This window comes from Pseudomonas sp. H2_D02 (assembly GCF_054677635.1).
Genome location: NZ_CP162816.1, coordinates 5518774 through 5536705 on the forward strand (window position 1 = coordinate 5518774; position 17932 = coordinate 5536705).

The following is a 17932-nucleotide window of genomic DNA, read 5'->3' on the forward strand; positions in this document are numbered from 1 at the left end:
CAATCGTCGTGGCCCGCGCAGCTTAAGGCCAAGCGTGTCTCGCGGCTAGGGTTGTATCTGCCTGTGTCGGGGCGAACCAGTAGAGCGCATTGAACGGACTGGACCGCATTGACGAGTTTTTCACCGAACATTCACACCTCGCCAACGCTGCGCGGCCCACACTTCGCGCGACGCGCTGTTCACGAACATTCCCTTAAAGGTACCGCCATGGTTTCCACCCTCCTGCGCCCCGCTTCCAGACCGCTGAACGTGCCGGTCGCCCTGGGTATTCCCGCCGTGGTCGCGGTCATTCTGGTGTTACTGGAACTGACCACGCTGGACATGGACCTGGCCCGTCTGTTCTACAACTCCGCTGGCGGGGGATTCATCGGCCGGCACAGTTTTTTCCTTGAAGATATCCTGCACGACCGGGCCAAACAGCTCGTTATCGCATTCTCTCTTCTGGCCGTCCTGGGGTTCATCGCTTCTTTTTTTATCGCCCGACTCAAACCTTTCAAACGCGAGCTGGGCTGTCTGGTCTTGTCGCTCGCGCTGGCAACGGCCTTTGTCACGCCCCTGAAGGCGGTCACCGCGGTGCAATGCCCCTGGAGCCTGAAAGAATTCGGTGGCAAGGAAACCTACAGTGAATTGCTGAGCCCACGTCCAGCCACCGACAAGCCTGGCCGATGCTGGCCCGGTGGACACGCCGCCACGGGTTTCACGTTGTTTGCGCTGTTTTTCGTGCTGCGCGACCGCCGTCCGCGCCTGGCCCGTCAATCGCTGATATTTGCCTTCTCACTGGGCACCGTTTTCTCCGTGGGCCGGATGATGCAGGGGGCGCATTTCTTTTCCCACAATGTGTGGACAGCGGTGTTCTGCTGGCTGATTTGCCTGGGGTGTTATTACTTCATTCTCTACCGGCCGGCCGCCAGGGCTGATCGCGTAGCGCTGAGCCAACCCGCCAACGCCTGAACATGGTGCAGTAACTCTGTGGGAGCGAGCTTGCTCGCGATGGCGGTGGGTCAGTCAATCAAGCATCGACTGATACTCCGCCATCGCGAGCAAGCTCGCTCCCACAGGGGAATGGGGTGTTGCTTCATGAATCCAGGGCAATAAAAAACCCCGCTTGCTTTCGCAGGCGGGGTTTTTCGCTACAGGGGTAAGGCTGGCTTACATCATGCCGCCCATGCCACCCATGCCGCCCATGTCCGGCATGCCGCCGCCAGCTGGAGCGTCTTCCTTGATTTCAGCGATCATCGCCTCGGTGGTGATCATCAGGCTGGCAATCGACGAAGCTGCTTGCAGAGCCGAACGAGTCACTTTGGCTGGGTCCAGGATACCCATTTCGATCATGTCGCCGTATTCGCCGGTAGCAGCGTTGTAACCGTAGTTACCCGAACCCTGCTTGACCTTGTCGACCACGACGCTTGGCTCGTCGCCGGAGTTGGCAACGATCTGGCGCAGCGGTGCTTCAACAGCGCGACGCAGCAACTGGATGCCGACGTTCTGGTCATCGTTGTCGCCTTTCAGCTCGCTGATGGCTTGCAGGGCACGAACCAGTGCCACGCCACCGCCAGGTACCACGCCTTCTTCGACGGCTGCGCGGGTTGCGTGCAGGGCGTCTTCAACGCGGGCTTTCTTCTCTTTCATTTCAACTTCGGAACCGGCACCAACCTTGATCACCGCAACACCGCCGGACAGCTTGGCCAGGCGCTCTTGCAGTTTTTCACGGTCGTAGTCGGACGAAGTCTCGGCCACCTGGGCGCGGATCTGGGTCACACGCGCCTGGATATCGGCATCGTTGCCAGCGCCGTCGATCACGGTGGTGTTTTCCTTGGACAGGATCACGCGCTTGGCGTTACCCAGATGCTCCAGGGTGGTGCTTTCCAGGCTCAGGCCGATCTCTTCGGAGATAACGGTACCGCCGGTCAGTACGGCGATGTCCTGCAGCATGGCCTTGCGACGGTCGCCGAAGCCTGGTGCCTTGACGGCAGCAACCTTGACGATACCGCGCATGTTGTTCACGACCAGGGTCGCCAAGGCTTCGCCTTCGACGTCTTCAGCCACGATCAGCAGTGGGCGACCGGCTTTGGCAACGGCTTCCAGCACTGGCAGCATTTCGCGGATGTTCGAGATCTTCTTGTCGACCAGCAGGATCAGCGGGCTGTCCAGCTCGGCAACCATGGTGTCTGGCTTGTTGACGAAGTATGGCGACAGGTAGCCACGGTCGAACTGCATGCCTTCTACAACCGACAGTTCGTTTTCCAGGCCCGAGCCTTCTTCAACGGTGATCACGCCTTCCTTGCCGACTTTTTCCATGGCTTCGGCAATGATGTCGCCGATGGAGTTGTCGGAGTTGGCCGAGATGGTACCCACCTGGGCGATTGCCTTGGAGTCAGCGCAAGGCTTGGCCAGGCCTTTCAGTTCCTTGACGATGGCGATGGTCGCCTTGTCGATGCCGCGCTTGAGGTCCATCGGGTTCATGCCGGCAGCGACGGCTTTCAGGCCTTCGTTGACGATCGACTGGGCCAGTACGGTCGCGGTGGTGGTACCGTCACCGGCGTCATCGTTGGCACGGGAGGCAACGTCTTTGACCAATTGCGCGCCCATGTTTTCGAAGCGATCTTTCAGCTCGATTTCCTTGGCTACGGAAACGCCGTCCTTGGTGATGGTCGGAGCGCCGAAGCTCTTCTCGATGATCACGTTACGGCCTTTCGGGCCCAGGGTCGCTTTTACTGCGTCAGCCAGGACGTTGACACCGGCGAGCATTTTCTTGCGGGCGGAATCGCCGAATTTAACTTCTTTAGCAGCCATGATCGATATTCCTTAAATACTTTTTAGTAGCGGGAAAATGAGCGGGGGAATCAGCCTTCGAGAACGGCGAGGATTTCGCTCTCGCCCATTACCAGCAGGTCTTCGCCGTCGACTTTCACAGTGTTGCTGCCGGAGTAAGGGCCGAACACAACCTTGTCACCCACTTTCACGGCCAGCGCACGTACTTCACCGTTTTCCAGTGCCTTGCCTGGACCTACAGCGAGAACTTCACCGTGGTTGGCTTTCTCGGCAGCCGAACCTGGCAGGACGATACCGCCAGCGGTTTTCTTCTCTTCTTCGCTGCGACGGATGACGACGCGGTCATGCAGAGGACGAAGCTTCATTGTCGATCTCTCCTAATTTTGGTTTTCATCGGCCGGTGTAGTCCCGGCGGGTTTAACAAAAGCCGGCGGAGCCGGGGTGCGGTTCGTCAAGCGAACCGCGGAAGTCTGTCCAGTGTCGCCACCGGAAACCTTGCGGTGACCCATACATAAGGGCGCGCAAGTGGATTACAAGGGGCGGGGTAGAATTTTTTGCTTGATGGCGGCAAAACGAACACGGCGCCCGAAGGCGCCGTGCGTAGGGTCTACTTGGAATCCCGGTGTTCGAATTCGCCTTCGATCACGTTAGGCTCGCGGCCCACGGGTTCACGCGGAGCCGGGCCGCCGCGAGGCTGGAGATCATCGGCAAACGCTCGCTGACGCATCGCCTGATCTTCGGCGCGCTGGCGCATCTTGCTGGCCAGCAACCGGCGGGTAAACGGCAACAGCAGGACCAGGCCCAGCACGTCGCTGATGAAACCTGGCAAGATCAACAGGCCGCCGCCCAAGGCCAGCATCAGGCCTTCAAGCATGGTCTGGGCAGGCAGCTCGCCACGGCTCAGGCTTTCACGGGCCCGCAGCGCCGTGGCGAGACCGGCGATGCGCAGCACGAACACGCCGAGCATCGAACCGAGAATGACCAGCAACAGCGCCGGGAAGAACCCGATCGCACCGCTGACCTTGACGAATACGAACAGCTCCAACACCGGGAACAGCAGAAAGAGCAACAAAAAAGGGCGCATCAAAAGGTTCCTCAACGCAAGAATGCCTTGCTATGAAAACCTAGATGACGTCGCCCTTTCGTGAATTCAAGCACCAACCTCGGCATTTTTTGGCCATTGCTCGGCGTGGGCCAGATAAACCAAGGCCTCGCGAACTTGTGTCGGCGTGTTGCAAGGGTTCGGGAACGCGAGCCAATGCAATCCCTGCCCGATGCGCAGGTGCATGCCTTCGCTGTCGATGCCGACCAATTGCGCCGGTTCTGTTTTCGGCAGCCCCGTCAGCGCCACGTAATGGGCGATTGCCTTGGCGTGATCGGCATTCATGTGTTCGATCATGCTGGCTTCGGCCTTGCCGGCGAAAGGATTGGCCAGGGTGAGGTGGTCGATCCAGTGAATGGCGCCGAAACCGCCAATGTAGCGATGGCGCACCGGGTCCAGGACCCAGAAGTCGAAATCGTGGGCCTTGTGGTAGTTCTGCGACTCAGGGAAATAGCGGTAGTAACGCTCGGCTGCGGCCTCGATCGCGATACTGTCTTCGAGTCTGCGGGCCTCGGCCAGATAGGTCAGGCGCCCCACCGCCTGCACATCCTCAGCGCCCCGCTCCCCTACCAGCATCGAGCACTTGGGATCTTTCTGCAGGTTGTGGGTGTGCTGGGCGATGCGGCTGATCAGGATCAACGGCCGGCCCTGCTCGTCCAGGCAATACGGCACAACGGAGCCGAACGGAAAACCCGGCATCGACTTGGAATGGGTGGAGAGCATCCCCCGGTATTCCTTGAGCAGCAATTCTCGGGCATGCTTGGCAACGTCAACGCTCAATTTATGACTCCTTTGAAGAAATCCGTTTAAAAAACGGACAGGCGACTGATGGATGTTTCAGTGCGCCGTCGGGGCAGTTCTCATGTGCAGCCGGGCTACACCGTCGCAGATCGAGAGGCCTCCATGAAGGTAATCCTCTAACGTTCTGCCACCGGGACATGCGAATGCAACTCACCGACAAAGTAATCATTATCACTGGCGGTTGCCAGGGCCTGGGCCGCTCCATGGCGGAGTATCTGGCTGGCAGGGGCGCGAAGCTCGCCCTGGTCGACCTCAATCAGGAAAAGCTCGACCAGGCGGTCGCCGCTTGTGCCGCCAAGGGTGTCGAGGCCCGTTCCTATGTGTGCAACGTGGCGAACGAGGAGCAGGTCAGCGACATGGTTGCCCGGGTGGCAGAGGATTTCGGCGCGATTCACGGCCTGATCAACAACGCAGGCATTCTGCGTGATGGGCTGCTGCTCAAGGTCAAGGACGGCGAAATGACCAAGATGAGCCTGGCCCAATGGCAAGCCGTGATCGACGTCAACCTCACCGGTGTATTCCTGTGTACCCGTGAAGTGGCGGCAAAAATGGTCGAGCTGAAGAACAGCGGCGCGATCATCAATATCTCGTCGATCTCCCGCGCGGGCAATATCGGCCAGACCAATTATTCCGCCGCCAAGGCCGGCGTCGTCGCCGCCACCGTGACCTGGGCCAGGGAACTGGCGCGTTATGGCATCCGAGTGGCAGGCATCGCGCCAGGTTTCATCGAAACCGAAATGACCCTGGGCATGAAGCCCGACGCCTTGGAAAGAATGACCTCCGCAATCCCGCTCAAGCGCATGGGCAAACCCGAGGAAATTGCCCATTCGGCCGCCTATATCTTCGAGAACGACTACTACACCGGTCGGATCCTGGAGATGGATGGCGGGATGCGCATCTAAACCCACCGCATAACCCATGTGGGAGCGAGCTTGCTCGCGATGGCAGAGTATCAGTCACATCAAGGCTGACTGAACCGACGCCATCGCGAGCAAGCTCGCTCCCACAGGGGATTGTGTTTCAAAGCATCAATCGTCGCTGACGGTGATGTTCGGCATCGCCGGTGACGCGGCTTCCTGCAACACGATCCGCGCGCCGACGTGGCGGGCCAGTTCCTGGTAGACCATGGCGATCTGGCTGTCCGGCTCGGCGATGACGGTCGGCTTGCCACCGTCGGCCTGTTCGCGGATCACCATCGACAGCGGCAGCGAGGCCAACAGCTCGACGCCGTACTGGGTCGCCAGTTTTTCCCCGCCACCTTCGCCGAACAGGTGCTCGGCGTGCCCGCAGTTCGAGCAGATGTGCACTGCCATGTTTTCCACCACGCCCAGCACCGGGATGTTCACCTTGCGGAACATCTCCACGCCCTTGCGCGCGTCCAGCAGGGCGAGATCCTGGGGCGTGGTGACAATCACCGCGCCGGCCACCGGGACTTTCTGCGCCAGGGTCAACTGGATATCGCCGGTGCCCGGGGGCATGTCGATCACCAGGTAATCCAGGTCGCCCCAGGCGGTTTGCGTGACCAATTGCAGCAAGGCCCCGGACACCATCGGCCCGCGCCAGACCATCGGCGTGTTGTCGTCGGTCAGGAAGGCCATGGACATGACTTCGACGCCGTGGGACTGCAGCGGCACGAACCATTTCTGGTCCTTGACCTGCGGGCGGGTACCCTCGGCGATGCCGAACATGATGCCCTGGCTCGGACCGTAGATGTCCGCATCGAGAATCCCCACCTTTGCCCCTTCGCGGGCAAGTGCCAGCGCCAGGTTGGCGGCCGTGGTGGACTTGCCCACGCCGCCCTTGCCCGACGCCACGGCAATCACGTTCTTGACGTTCGCCAGCCCCGGCACCTGGGCCTGGGCCTTGTGCGCGGCGATCACGCTGTTGATCTCGACTTTGGCGGCTGCCACGCCGTCCAGGCCTTCGATGGCCATCTGCAGCATTTGCGCCCAACCGTTCTTGAACAGATCGGCGGCGTAGCCGATTTCCAGCTGGACACTGACGCGATCGCCCTGGATGTCGATGGCACGCACGCATCCGGCGCTGACCGGGTCCTGGTTCAGGTAAGGGTCGGTGTACTGGCGAAGGACGGCTTCCACCGCTGCGCGATTGACGGCGCTCATGGGCAACTCCGATAGCAAGACTTGAAAAACAGGCCGCTATCCTACGCCGCACGCTCCCGCGTGGCGACCCGATTACAGCAGTGCGAACACCTTTTGTGGCGAGGGGATTTATGCCCGCTGGACTGCGCAGCAGTCCCAAAACATTCGATCCCGATCAGCCTGACTCACCGAGGCGCCAGGTTTTGGGGTCGCTTCGCAACCCAGCGGGGTGAAATATATTTCCCGGCGCTTTATAGTGGCCGACCTCCGTTTCATCAAGTAGCCGAGCCCCATGTCCGAGCCACGCAAGATCCTCGTCACCAGCGCCCTGCCCTATGCCAATGGTTCGATTCACCTTGGCCATATGCTGGAATACATCCAGACCGATATGTGGACGCGCTTCCAGAAACATCGCGGCAACCAATGTATTTATGTCTGCGCCGACGACGCCCACGGTTCGGCCATCATGCTGCGCGCGGAAAAGGAAGGCATTACCCCGGAACAACTGATCGCCAATGTCCAGGCTGAACACAGCGCCGACTTTGCCGAGTTCCTGGTGGATTTCGACAACTTCCACTCCACTCACGCCGAAGAAAACCGTGAGCTGTCGAGCCAGATCTACCTGAAGCTGCGTGACGCCGGGCATATTTCCACCCGTTCGGTCACCCAATATTTCGACCCGGAAAAGAAGATGTTCCTGGCCGACCGCTTCATCAAGGGCACCTGCCCGAAATGCGGCACCGAAGACCAGTACGGCGACAACTGCGAAAAATGCGGCGCCACCTACGCCCCGACTGACTTGAAAGACCCGAAGTCGGCAATTTCCGGCGCTACCCCGGTGCTCAGGGACTCCCAGCATTTCTTCTTCAAGCTGCCTGACTTCCAGCAGATGCTGCAGGCCTGGACCCGCAGCGGCACGCTGCAGGACGCGGTCGCCAACAAGCTCGCCGAGTGGCTCGATTCGGGCTTGCAGGAGTGGGACATTTCCCGCGATGCGCCGTACTTCGGCTTCGAGATTCCCGGCGAACCCGGCAAATATTTCTACGTGTGGCTGGACGCGCCGATCGGCTACATGGCCAGTTTCAAGAATCTTTGCGACCGTACACCGGAGCTGGATTTCGATGCGTTCTGGGCCAAGGACTCCACCGCCGAGGTGTATCACTTCATCGGCAAGGACATCGTCAACTTCCACGCGCTGTTCTGGCCGGCCATGCTCGAAGGTGCCGGTTTCCGCAAGCCGACCGGTATCAATGTCCATGGCTACCTGACCGTCAACGGCCAGAAAATGTCCAAGTCCCGCGGCACCTTCATCAAGGCGCGCACCTACCTGGATCACCTGTCGCCGGAATACCTGCGCTACTACTACGCGGCCAAGCTCGGCCGTGGCGTCGACGACCTGGACCTGAACCTCGAAGACTTCGTGCAGAAGGTCAACTCCGACCTGGTGGGCAAGGTCGTCAACATTGCCAGCCGTTGCGCCGGCTTCATCCATAAGGGCAACGCCGGTCTACTGGTGGCCGGGAACGCCGCGCCGGAACTGACCGACGCCTTCCTGGCCGCCGCGCCAGGCATCGCCGACGCCTACGAGAACCGCGACTTCGCCCGTGCCATGCGCGAGATCATGGCCCTGGCCGACCGCGCCAATGCCTGGATTGCCGACAAGGCACCGTGGTCGCTGGCCAAGCAGGAAGGCAAGCAGGACGAAGTCCAGGCCATCTGCGCCCTGGGCATCAACCTGTTCCGCCAGCTGGTGATTTTCCTCAAGCCGGTGCTGCCGTTGCTGGCCGCCGATGCCGAGGCGTTCCTCAACGTTGCGCCGCTGACCTGGACCGATCACCAGACCCTGCTGAGCAACCATCAGTTGAACGAGTTCAAGCCGTTGATGACCCGCATCGACGCCACCAAGGTCCAGGCCATGATCGACGCGTCCAAGGAAGACCTGGCCGCCAGCCAGACCGATACCGGCGGCCCGAGCGGCAACGGTGAGTTGGCCAAGGACCCGCTGTCGCCGGAAATCGACTTCGACGCCTTCGCTGCGGTCGACCTGCGCGTGGCACTGATCGTCAAGGCCGAGGCCGTGGAAGGGGCCGACAAACTGCTGCGCCTGACCCTGGACATCGGCGACGAGCAACGCAACGTGTTCTCCGGTATCAAGAGTGCCTACCCGGACCCGGCCAAGCTCGAAGGCCGGTTGACGATGATGATCGCCAACCTCAAGCCACGCAAAATGCGTTTCGGTATGTCCGAGGGCATGGTGATGGCGGCGGGCCCCGGCGGTGAAGAGATCTACTTGCTGAGTCCGGACAGCGGCGCCAAGCCGGGCCAACGGATCAAATAATCCGATCGCGTACGGCACCGATCCCACAGTCGCCTCCCAGCGACTGTGGGATTTTCATATCTGGCCCACCCTCACGGCGTACCGGATAATGCCTAACCTTGCCTACAGGCTCCTCGTCACCAACGGACCATGACCGACATTCTCCTCTCCCTGTTCAGCGCCGCCCTGATCAACAACCTTGTGTTGCAATGGCCGCTGGGCATCGATCCGCTGCTAGAGGCCAAGGGCAGGCGCCAAGTCCACGCCTTGGGTCTGGCGACGGCGTGCCTGATGCTAATGGTCGGGACCTTCGGTTATATGGTCGACGCGTGGCTGTTGGCTCCGACACACCTGACATCGCTCCGGTTATTCGCCTGGCTGCCGCTGAGCGTGCTGCTGATCGCGCCGTTGCTGCGCCTGCTGGCGCGCTGGCTGCCCTCACTGCCGTTCGATGGCTTGTGGCCGCTGTTGCTCGGCAATGCCGGTGTCCTCGGTGTCGCGTTGCTCAACGGACGAAGTGATCAGGGGCTGGGGCCTGCGATGGCTTTCAGCTTGGGCGCCGGGTTGGGCTTCTGGTGGGTGCTGAGCCTGTTCGACGACTTGCGCCAGCGTACCTTCAACAATGATATTCCCCTGCCCTTCCAGGGCCTGCCGATTCAGTTGATCAGCGCCGGATTGATGGCGGTGGCCTTCCTCGGATTACGCGGGCTGGTCAAGACATGAACCTGATCCAAAGTATCGACGCCCTGCTGCCGCAGACCCAATGCGGCAAATGCGGCCATCCCGGCTGCAAGCCCTACGCCGAAGGCATCGCCCAAGGCGAGCCGATCAACAAATGCCCCCCCGGCGGCGATGAAACCATCGCGGCCCTGGCCGAGCTGATGAAAGTGCCCGTGCTGGAACTGGACGCCAGTCGCGGCTCAGCGCCGGCGCAGATCGCCTTTATCCGTGAGGCCGAGTGCATCGGTTGCACCAAATGCATCCAGGCCTGCCCGGTGGACGCGATTGTCGGCGCGGCAAAACTGATGCACACCGTCCTCATCGACGAATGCACCGGCTGCGATCTCTGCGTGGCGCCTTGCCCGGTGGACTGCATTGAAATGCGGCCACTGCCGATGGAGACCGTGCTGCCGGTCGTCGGCGGCCTGGCCCGCAGCATCGAAGCGCTGCAAGCGCGTGCCGCCAAGCGCAACCACGCCCGCCAGCGCTTCGAACAGCGCAACGCGCGTCTGCGTCGCGAAGAGGAGCAGCGTCAGGCCGAGCGCCTGGCGCGGCTCCAGCGCAACGCTCAGGTTCAAGCCCAGCCCCTGGATCCGGTGCAAGCCGCGCTGGAGCGAGTGCGCGCGCAAAAAGCCGCCAGTGCCGATGCCGCGTTGAAGAAGGCCAAGATCGACCTGGCCATGAGCCGGGCACAACTGAACAAATCCTTGAAAGCGTTCGGCCATCCGCCCACGTTCGAGCAGCAGTCGCAATTGATCGTCCTGCAACGCCAGTTCGAAGCGGCGGAACAGGCGTTGGCCCAACTGGAGAGCACTACGCCGCCAGCCGCTGCCCCAGCGCCTGCGCCTGCGCCGATAAACGACGCCGAGCTCAAGCGGGCCAAGATCCAACTGGCGATGCGTCGCGCCGAGCTCGCCAAGGCCCGGGCCGCCGCCGCTTCGGATGAGCAATTGAAAGCGCTGGAGCAAGCCGTGGAAGACGCCGAACGGCAGGTGGCCGCCCATGCCGCTTCCTGAGCCGCTGGATGAGCGACTGCGACAGGCGATGGGCCGGGTATTACTGGCGACCCTGCCGGGCGTGCTGGCCTTGATGTGGGTTTATGGCTGGGGCGTGATATTCAATCTGCTACTGTCCGGCCTCACCGCACTGGCGGTCGAGGCGTTGGCACTGCGTTTGCGACGCCGCCCACTCAAACCGGCCCTGGGCGATGGTAGCGCACTGGTCAGCGCCACCTTGTTGGCCGTTGCCCTGCCGGCCTATTGCCCGTGGTGGCTGACGGTCACAGCGACCGCCTGCGCCTTGTTGTTTGGCAAACATGTGTGGGGCGGGGTCGGCAGCAATCCGTTCAATCCGGCCATGCTGGGATACGCCCTGGTCCTGTTGGCATTCCCCCAACACATGAGCCAATGGCCGACGCTTCATGGCATCGGCCTGGGCGATGGGTTGCGGCACGTTGCTGGCATTGCCCAGGCACCCGACGGATGGGCTGGCGCCACTGCGCTGGACAGCCTGCAAATCAATCGAAGCCTGACCATCGACGAACTGTTTGCCAGTGACCCGGCGTTCGGTCGTTGGGGTGGGCGTGGTGTCGAGTGGGTCAACCTGGCCTTCCTCGCTGGCGGCCTGTTTCTGCTGCAACAACGCGTGTTCAGTTGGCACGCCCCGGTGGGCATGCTTGTCAGCCTGTTTATTGTGAGCTTGTTGTGCTGGAACGGGTCTGGCTCCGACTCCCACGGCTCGCCGCTGTTTCATCTGCTGACCGGCGCGACCATGCTGGGCGCGTTTTTTATCGTGACCGAGCCTGTGTCCGGGGCCAGGACGCCGCTTGCGCGGTTGTTGTTCGGCGCGGGCGCGGGGTTGCTGGTCTATCTGATTCGCACCTGGGGCGGCTTCCCGGATGGCGTGGCGTTTGCGGTGCTGTTGATGAACCTCGGTGTCCCGGCACTGGACCGCTTCGTCGAGGCGCGGCAAAGACGGTCGCCGACATGAGGAAAACCGCGGGCATTGCGATCCTGACCTTGCTGGCCGGCCTCGGTATCGGCGCCACGTACCTTGTGCAGATCAATACCACCGCGCGCATCGAAGCCCAGCGGCAAATCATCGCCAACAGAACGTTGCTCGACGTGTTGCCAGCCGGCCAATATGACAACCAGCCACTCGCGCAGTCTGTTGTCGCAGCCCCTGTGGTATTGCCCCACAGCACGCTGCTGAACGGTTACCTGGCGACCCGCGGCGGCCAGCCCACGGCTGTGCTCTTGCGCAGTCAGGCACTGGGTTATGAAGGCAGTATCGAATTATTGGTCGCCATCGACCCCACCGGCCGACTGCTGGGCGTGAAAACCCTGCGCCAGTCGGAAACCCCCGGCCTGGGCGCGGCGATCGCCGGTTGGCCGAACAGCTGGCTACAGATGTTCCAGGGCAAGACGCGCCAGGCGCCCACGGATGAAGGTTGGGCCTTGAAGAAGGACCAGGGCCAATTCGATCAACTGGCTGGCGCGACGGTGACGTCCCGGGCAGTCCTTGAAGCGGTCCACGATGCGCTGCGTTACTTCGACGAGCACACGGTTCAATTGACCGGAGCGATAGAGCATGATTAAGCCTGCGTCCTGGCCCCGCGGCCTCGTGCTCGTTCCCCTGGTAGGCGCCAGCGACTCGTTGGTCAATGCGCTGGCCCTATGGGTTGCCTGGGTTTTGATCAGCCTCGCCCACGGCTCGGCAATGACATTTTTAAGGACACGCCTCTCAGTCCGCCAGCAACTCCTCGCATCCATCGTCCTGGCAGCCACAATGACCGCTTGCGCAGACTTGCTGGCACAAGCCTGGATGTTGGAACGGCACGACGCGTTGAGTTTGTATATCGGATGGATCGCGCTGAGCTGCGTGACACTGGAACGCCTGACAGTCGTCGAGACCCGCATGCTTGCTTATCTCAGGCTGGCGGGACAATTCGGCCTGCTGATCACCAGCCTGGGCGCTCTGCGCGAGATGATCGGCGCGAGCGTCCCATTGGCCCTGCTCGTCCCCGGCGGATTCATCCTGCTCGGCCTGCTGCTCGCCGCCTACCAAGCTTGGACTTGCACTCCGCCCCGTTCACCCCTAAAGGAAAAGCCGCGCCCATGAACGCCGCCAAACGCCTGGAAATATTTCGTCGCTTTCATGAAGACAACCCGGAGCCGAAGACCGAACTGGCCTACTCCTCTCCGTTCGAGCTGCTGATCGCGGTAATTCTGTCGGCCCAATCCACCGATGTTGGCGTCAACAAGGCCACGGCCAAATTGTTTCCTGTGGCCAATACGCCACAAGCGATCCATGCCCTGGGCGTCGAAGGGCTGTCCGAATACATCAAGACCATCGGGCTGTTCAACAGCAAGGCAAAAAACGTGATCGAAACCTGTCGCCTGCTGATCGAGCGCCACGGCGGTGAGATCCCCCAGACCCGCGAAGAGCTGGAAGCCCTTCCGGGCGTCGGCCGCAAGACTGCGAACGTGGTGCTCAATACCGCATTCCGGCAATTGACGATGGCAGTCGACACGCACATTTTCCGCGTCAGTAACCGGACTGGACTGGCCCCGGGCAAGGACGTAGTGGAAGTGGAAAAGAAGCTGATGAAATTCGTTCCCAAGGAATACCTCCTGGATTCCCATCACTGGCTGATCCTGCATGGACGTTACGTCTGCCTGGCGCGCAAGCCCCGTTGCGGGAGCTGCCGGATCGAAGACCTGTGCGAGTACAAGCACAAGACATCCGACGATTGATGCGCTATTGCTTTTGTTTATCCGTCGATTGAAAAAATCTTTTTTACCCGCCGGTGGTTTATCGCTATAAGGAGCGCGAATGGCAGTCTTAGCCTGGAGCCGAACCCATGAGTACTGGCAAAGAACAACTGGATGTAGAAGACGATTTCATCGCCGTTGAGGCTGACGACGCGGAACCGGTGGTGGTGGAAGTGGCAAAAACCAACCTGAGCAAACGCCGCACCATCGATAACCTCCTGGAAGAGCGTCGCTTGCAGAAGCAACTGGCCGATTACGATTTTGACCTCTGACACGTAAAAGCCTCCCTGGTGGAGGCTTTTTACCGTGTGCCTGTGGCCCTGAACTCAGACCAATCCATTTCGCTGGGCCAATTCGATCAGGTCGACCAGCGAGCGGGCGTTGAGTTTCAACAACAGGCGGGTCTTGTAGGTGCTGACGGTCTTGTTGCTCAGGAACATCGCGTCCGCTATTTCCTTATTGGTTTTTCCGCGAGCCAGTTGCTGCAGGACCATCATTTCTCTCCCGGACAAACGGTTCACCATCTCGGACTCACTGGCATTGCCAAGACTTGAACGTACCGTGTGCAGCGCCTGGTTGGGAAAGTAACTGTAACCCGACAGCACGGCCTTTATTGCACTTAACAACTCGGTCAGGTCCTGTTGTTTGCAAACATAGCCCGCTGCCCCCGTCTGCATGCAACGCATCGAAAAATGCCCGGGAGCCTGGGACGTCAATACCAATACTTTCAAGGGTGAAGGATTGACGGTCAGGCGTGCGATGACTTCCAACCCATCCAACTTCGGAATTCCAATATCCAGGATAACGATATCGGGCATTTGTTCCCGGGCAATCTGTAATGCATCAACGCCATTATCCGTTTCGGCGATAACTTCATATCCATGACGCTCCATTAGTAAACGTACAGCAAGACGAATGACGGGGTGATCATCCACGATCAGCACTTTATTCATGGGCAAATCCAATTTCGCTGTTCGAATTTTTAGAGCATGCACAATAGCCTAGTCATTTTCCCTTGGCATGCCGCTCCCCCTGAGCGCTCGCAGCGAAAGACATAACCTACAAACATCACAGAAAATTCCTACAAATAATCCGCGAAATAATGTGGCATGAATTTTCCGAAAAAATCGAAGCGGCGAATCTGACGCACCGACCCTCCTATGAATGACGCGACTTTTCCTGCACAACAAAACACATTTCAGTTCACATCGACAACACACTCATAAAAAGTAACTGATTTATTTATAGACAAACGGTAAAAATTTCACTCAATCGAATCAGCTTCTGTATAAAAAGAATGGCTCAACACCCTCGACTTAAAAGACATCATTGCGCTTTTTTGGCCAGGCTGTTTTGTTTAGAGCCAACGCATCAAACCCACTCGATTAAAACTTCAATCACCGAGCATAAAATTATCCATGAGCACTTATCATGAACAACACTCAAAGAACCATTACCAACCCCATGACGTTGATTGCCATACTGGCAACGTTATCAGAAACATCCGCAGCGATAGCCTTGCCCTTCCTGGATGATGAAGATCGTGAATGCTATATCTGGTTCCTGATCGGTTTTCCCTTTTACTTGTCGCTGCTGTTTTTTCTCACACTCAACTTTAATTACCGTTCTCTGTATACCCCTTCGGACCTTCATAAAAGCAAACACCTCAAAAAGACCACGAACGGCTCCGCCGGCCGACGCGGCCATGCATTACGCCGAGGAAGGAAAAACCAGCGTCATTTGATGCGTCTTCGTCGGAGAAGAAAACCGTGATCCTGTTCGACGGACAAAAAAACGGCCTGCTCATGGCAGGCCGTTTTTCATTGAACCGGATCAGATCAGAACAGCTTGCGACCCTTGTTCGCCGCGATACGCATGCGCAAGGCGTTGAGCTTGATGAAACCGGCCGCGTCGGCCTGGTTGTAGGCACCGCCGTCTTCTTCGAAGGTCGCGATGTTGGCATCGAACAGCGAATCGTCGGACTTGCGCCCGGTCACGATCACGTTGCCCTTGTACAGCTTCAGGCGCACGACACCGTTCACGTTGACCTGGGAGGCATCGATCATCTGTTGCAGCATCAGACGCTCCGGGCTCCACCAGTAGCCGGTGTAGATCAGGCTGGCGTACTTGGGCATCAACTCGTCCTTCAAGTGAGCCACTTCGCGATCCAGGGTGATCGATTCGATCGCCCGGTGAGCGCGCAGCATGATGGTGCCGCCTGGGGTTTCGTAGCAGCCACGGGACTTCATGCCGACATAACGGTTCTCGACGATGTCCAGGCGACCGATGCCATGCTCGCCGCCGATACGGTTCAGGGTCGCGAGCACGGTGGCCGGGCTCATTTCCACGCCGTCCAGCGCGACGATGTCACCGTTGCGGTAGGTCAATTCCAGGTATTGCGGGGTATCAGGAGCCTTCTCAGGGGAGACGGTCCAGCGCCACATGTCTTCTTCGTGCTCGGTCCAGGTGTCTTCCAGCACGCCGCCTTCATAGGAGATGTGCAGCAGGTTGGCATCCATCGAGTACGGCGATTTCTTCTTGCCGTGGCGCTCGATCGGAATCGCATGCTTCTCGGCGTAGTCCATCAGTTTTTCACGGGACAGCAAGTCCCACTCACGCCACGGGGCGATGACTTTCACGCCGGGCTTGAGGGCATAGGCACCCAGTTCGAAACGCACCTGGTCGTTACCTTTACCGGTGGCGCCATGGGAAATAGCGTCAGCGCCGGTTTCGTTGGCGATTTCGATCAGGCGCTTGGCAATCAGCGGACGGGCGATGGAGGTACCTAGCAGATACTCGCCTTCGTAAACGGTGTTGGCGCGGAACATCGGGAACACGAAGTCACGGACGAACTCTTCGCGCAGGTCATCGATGTAGATTTCTTTGACGCCCATGGCCTGGGCCTTGGCGCGTGCAGGCTCGACTTCTTCGCCCTGCCCCAGGTCCGCGGTGAAGGTCACCACTTCGCAGTTATAAGTATCCTGCAGCCACTTGAGGATCACCGAAGTGTCCAGGCCGCCGGAATACGCCAGAACGACCTTGTTTACGTCCGCCATGCCATCACTCCACGGGTTGTACGGAAAGCCGGGAAGTCTAACGTCCAGCGCGGATAATTTACAGAGGCGCGACAGCTTATGACGACGAAGCGACAGATTATGTCGATTGAGCGACGATCAGGACGGGGTCAGGAAGTGCGTGCAGTTGCCGCGGCAGGCGCAGCCGTCTTGGCCGGAGCAACCGGCGTCGGTGCCTTGCCCGGCGCAGCAGCGGGCGCCACGGCAGGAGTAGCTGGCGCTGGCGCGGCTGTTGGTGGCTGAGGAGCCGGGGCCTGGGTAGCCGCTACACGCTCGAGCTGAACGACGACACGGCGATTCTTGGCCCGATTGGCTGCGTTGGTGTTGGGAACCAGCGGATAGCGCTCGCCGTGGAAACGCACGGTGAACTGGGACTCCTGGAAACCGTTGGCCTTGAAGAAATCCATGACCGCCAGCGCACGACGACGTGACAACTCCCGGTTGGTCAGACGATTGCCGCTGTTGTCGGAATGGCCATCAAGCTCGACATGATTGACGCTCGGGTCAGCCTTGATGAAGTCGAGCATGACCTGCAACTGGGCCTTGGCCTGGGCGTCGAGCTCAACCCCCTCGCCCGGAAAACCGATCTGGGTCTGCTTGATCTGCTCGAAGTTCTTCGGCAACAGTTTCGCTACACAGCCCTGGTAATCGTTGAACGCCTTGTTGAAGCGCACAGGCAGCAGCCGGACTTCGGATACGCGCCCATCCTCGGTATTGCGTCGAATCACCGGACTGCGTCCCTCCATCAGCCCGCTGATCAGACGGCCCGCCTGTATTTGGGAGCTATTGAACAACACGTCGCCACTGCCGATCCGGACCGAGCCCAGATTGATGTCGCCCCGTCCCGGCTGCCACGGCGCCGCAGCCGCCAACAACGTCGCGGAGCCACCACCGAGCATCGGGTTATACGCCTTGAGCCGGAACGTAGCCTGCTCGCCCGCCTTGCGCACGAATTCGCCGCTGCCAAAATCGGTGATCGGCTGACTCAGCCGGCACTCGAACTTGTCACCTTCGACCGTCCACTCAATGCTCTCCAGACGGGTCTGGAAAGTGAGCGCCATCGCAGGAAGGCTGGCAAACACACTGAGCAAGGCTAGATAACGCTGGCGCACGGGAGGCTCCACTGGCTTTTATACGGAAATCGAAAACGCTGGGCATGCCGTTTGGCCGAGACAGGGCACAAAATCGCGGCACACCTGAAGGGGCTATCGGTAACTTGCGGCAAAACTTGATAGCGGGTGCCCGGATCAGTCTTTTCCGGTAGCATTCCC

18 protein-coding genes and 1 pseudogene are annotated in these 17932 nt (G+C 59.9%); 11 read left to right on the top strand and 8 right to left on the bottom strand.

Going from position 1 to position 17932, the window contains the following annotated elements:
- Window positions 1-207 precede the first annotated feature (207 nt).
- A complete protein-coding gene (locus AB4N42_RS25370) occupies window positions 208-951 on the top strand; it encodes a phosphatase PAP2 family protein (RefSeq protein ID WP_030142513.1) in 744 nt (247 codons plus the stop codon).
- Window positions 952-1149: 198 nt separating this feature from the next.
- On the opposite strand, the gene groL is transcribed toward AB4N42_RS25370, so the two are convergent.
- The 4 genes from groL to AB4N42_RS25390 all read right to left on the bottom strand — a co-directional run bounded on the left by groL (window position 1150) and on the right by AB4N42_RS25390 (window position 4654).
- Entirely contained in the window at window positions 1150-2793 is a 1644-nt protein-coding gene (gene groL, locus AB4N42_RS25375) for a chaperonin GroEL (RefSeq protein WP_030142514.1), read from the bottom strand.
- Window positions 2794-2843: 50 nt separating this feature from the next.
- A complete protein-coding gene (locus AB4N42_RS25380) occupies window positions 2844-3137 on the bottom strand; it encodes a co-chaperone GroES (protein WP_030142515.1) in 294 nt (97 codons plus the stop codon).
- Between the two features lie 242 nt (window positions 3138-3379).
- A complete protein-coding gene (locus AB4N42_RS25385) occupies window positions 3380-3856 on the bottom strand; it encodes an FxsA family protein (RefSeq protein WP_460115511.1) in 477 nt (158 codons plus the stop codon).
- Window positions 3857-3922: 66 nt separating this feature from the next.
- On the bottom strand, window positions 3923-4654 hold the full coding sequence (locus AB4N42_RS25390; RefSeq protein WP_030142517.1) for a HugZ family pyridoxamine 5'-phosphate oxidase: 732 nt from the start codon (window positions 4652-4654) through the stop codon (window positions 3923-3925).
- Between the two features lie 164 nt (window positions 4655-4818).
- Here AB4N42_RS25390 and AB4N42_RS25395 point away from each other — a divergent pair, with 164 nt between their 5' ends.
- Entirely contained in the window at window positions 4819-5577 is a 759-nt protein-coding gene (locus AB4N42_RS25395) for an SDR family oxidoreductase (protein ID WP_030142518.1), read from the top strand.
- A 126-nt stretch (window positions 5578-5703) separates the two neighbouring features.
- On the opposite strand, the gene apbC is transcribed toward AB4N42_RS25395, so the two are convergent.
- A complete protein-coding gene (gene apbC / locus AB4N42_RS25400; protein ID WP_030142519.1) occupies window positions 5704-6798 on the bottom strand; it encodes an iron-sulfur cluster carrier protein ApbC in 1095 nt (364 codons plus the stop codon).
- A gap of 271 nt (window positions 6799-7069) precedes the next feature.
- Between apbC and metG the strand changes: the two genes are divergently transcribed.
- The 8 genes from metG to AB4N42_RS25440 all read left to right on the top strand — a co-directional run bounded on the left by metG (window position 7070) and on the right by AB4N42_RS25440 (window position 13859).
- Window positions 7070-9115, top strand: coding sequence for a methionine--tRNA ligase (gene metG / locus AB4N42_RS25405; protein WP_460115512.1), 2046 nt, complete (start codon window positions 7070-7072; stop codon window positions 9113-9115).
- 129 nt (window positions 9116-9244) lie between these two features.
- The gene (locus AB4N42_RS25410; protein ID WP_460115513.1) at window positions 9245-9817 is read left to right on the top strand and encodes an Rnf-Nqr domain containing protein; all 573 of its coding nucleotides are present in this window, start codon (window positions 9245-9247) and stop codon (window positions 9815-9817) included.
- Complete coding sequence (rsxB, locus tag AB4N42_RS25415) at window positions 9814-10830, top strand: electron transport complex subunit RsxB (protein WP_460115514.1); 1017 nt, start codon at window positions 9814-9816, stop codon at window positions 10828-10830. Before AB4N42_RS25410 ends, rsxB begins: the two co-directional genes overlap by 4 nt.
- The gene (locus AB4N42_RS25420) at window positions 10817-11803 is read left to right on the top strand and encodes an RnfABCDGE type electron transport complex subunit D (protein ID WP_460115515.1); all 987 of its coding nucleotides are present in this window, start codon (window positions 10817-10819) and stop codon (window positions 11801-11803) included. The genes rsxB and AB4N42_RS25420 overlap by 14 nt, the downstream gene beginning before the upstream one ends.
- Entirely contained in the window at window positions 11800-12411 is a 612-nt protein-coding gene (locus tag AB4N42_RS25425; RefSeq protein ID WP_460115516.1) for an RnfABCDGE type electron transport complex subunit G, read from the top strand. The genes AB4N42_RS25420 and AB4N42_RS25425 overlap by 4 nt, the downstream gene beginning before the upstream one ends.
- A complete protein-coding gene (locus AB4N42_RS25430; protein WP_460115517.1) occupies window positions 12404-12934 on the top strand; it encodes an Rnf-Nqr domain containing protein in 531 nt (176 codons plus the stop codon). Before AB4N42_RS25425 ends, AB4N42_RS25430 begins: the two co-directional genes overlap by 8 nt.
- Window positions 12931-13569 (top strand): endonuclease III, encoded by a 639-nt coding sequence (gene nth / locus AB4N42_RS25435; RefSeq protein ID WP_030142526.1) that lies wholly within the window; start codon window positions 12931-12933, stop codon window positions 13567-13569. Before AB4N42_RS25430 ends, nth begins: the two co-directional genes overlap by 4 nt.
- Before the next feature lie 107 nt (window positions 13570-13676).
- Window positions 13677-13859, top strand: a complete 183-nt coding sequence (locus AB4N42_RS25440; RefSeq protein WP_030142527.1) for a PA3496 family putative envelope integrity protein — start codon at window positions 13677-13679, stop codon at window positions 13857-13859.
- Window positions 13860-13913: 54 nt separating this feature from the next.
- Here AB4N42_RS25440 and AB4N42_RS25445 read toward each other — a convergent pair whose 3' ends face one another.
- Window positions 13914-14540 carry a response regulator transcription factor gene (locus tag AB4N42_RS25445; protein ID WP_030142528.1) on the bottom strand — a complete coding sequence of 209 codons (627 nt, stop codon included), beginning with the start codon at window positions 14538-14540 and terminating at the stop codon, window positions 13914-13916.
- A gap of 478 nt (window positions 14541-15018) precedes the next feature.
- Here AB4N42_RS25445 and AB4N42_RS25450 point away from each other — a divergent pair.
- A pseudogene (locus tag AB4N42_RS25450) lies at window positions 15019-15259 on the top strand (hypothetical protein); the annotation flags it as partial.
- A 166-nt stretch (window positions 15260-15425) separates the two neighbouring features.
- On the opposite strand, the gene AB4N42_RS25455 reads toward AB4N42_RS25450, so the two are convergent.
- Window positions 15426-16643: an argininosuccinate synthase gene (locus AB4N42_RS25455; RefSeq protein WP_024779511.1), complete on the bottom strand. Its 1218-nt coding sequence runs from the start codon at window positions 16641-16643 to the stop codon at window positions 15426-15428.
- Between the two features lie 128 nt (window positions 16644-16771).
- Window positions 16772-17773, bottom strand: a complete 1002-nt coding sequence (locus AB4N42_RS25460; protein WP_030142530.1) for a flagellar protein MotY — start codon at window positions 17771-17773, stop codon at window positions 16772-16774.
- Window positions 17774-17932 lie beyond the last annotated feature (159 nt).

What these genes read in the sequence shown, in the direction of transcription:
- rsxB (WP_460115514.1), top strand. Translation starts at nt 9,814, where the DNA reads ATGAACCTGATCCAAAGTATCGACGCCCTGCTGCCGCAGACCCAATGC.
- AB4N42_RS25430 (WP_460115517.1), top strand. Translation starts at nt 12,404, where the DNA reads ATGATTAAGCCTGCGTCCTGGCCCCGCGGCCTCGTGCTCGTTCCCCTG.
- AB4N42_RS25445 (WP_030142528.1), bottom strand. Translation starts at nt 14,540, where the DNA reads ATGAATAAAGTGCTGATCGTGGATGATCACCCCGTCATTCGTCTTGCT.
- apbC (WP_030142519.1), bottom strand. Translation starts at nt 6,798, where the DNA reads ATGAGCGCCGTCAATCGCGCAGCGGTGGAAGCCGTCCTTCGCCAGTAC.
- metG (WP_460115512.1), top strand. Translation starts at nt 7,070, where the DNA reads ATGTCCGAGCCACGCAAGATCCTCGTCACCAGCGCCCTGCCCTATGCC.
- AB4N42_RS25425 (WP_460115516.1), top strand. Translation starts at nt 11,800, where the DNA reads ATGAGGAAAACCGCGGGCATTGCGATCCTGACCTTGCTGGCCGGCCTC.
- AB4N42_RS25380 (WP_030142515.1), bottom strand. Translation starts at nt 3,137, where the DNA reads ATGAAGCTTCGTCCTCTGCATGACCGCGTCGTCATCCGTCGCAGCGAA.
- AB4N42_RS25420 (WP_460115515.1), top strand. Translation starts at nt 10,817, where the DNA reads ATGCCGCTTCCTGAGCCGCTGGATGAGCGACTGCGACAGGCGATGGGC.
- nth (WP_030142526.1), top strand. Translation starts at nt 12,931, where the DNA reads ATGAACGCCGCCAAACGCCTGGAAATATTTCGTCGCTTTCATGAAGAC.
- AB4N42_RS25395 (WP_030142518.1), top strand. Translation starts at nt 4,819, where the DNA reads ATGCAACTCACCGACAAAGTAATCATTATCACTGGCGGTTGCCAGGGC.
- AB4N42_RS25385 (WP_460115511.1), bottom strand. Translation starts at nt 3,856, where the DNA reads ATGCGCCCTTTTTTGTTGCTCTTTCTGCTGTTCCCGGTGTTGGAGCTG.
- AB4N42_RS25440 (WP_030142527.1), top strand. Translation starts at nt 13,677, where the DNA reads ATGAGTACTGGCAAAGAACAACTGGATGTAGAAGACGATTTCATCGCC.
- AB4N42_RS25370 (WP_030142513.1), top strand. Translation starts at nt 208, where the DNA reads ATGGTTTCCACCCTCCTGCGCCCCGCTTCCAGACCGCTGAACGTGCCG.
- AB4N42_RS25410 (WP_460115513.1), top strand. Translation starts at nt 9,245, where the DNA reads ATGACCGACATTCTCCTCTCCCTGTTCAGCGCCGCCCTGATCAACAAC.
- AB4N42_RS25455 (WP_024779511.1), bottom strand. Translation starts at nt 16,643, where the DNA reads ATGGCGGACGTAAACAAGGTCGTTCTGGCGTATTCCGGCGGCCTGGAC.
- groL (WP_030142514.1), bottom strand. Translation starts at nt 2,793, where the DNA reads ATGGCTGCTAAAGAAGTTAAATTCGGCGATTCCGCCCGCAAGAAAATG.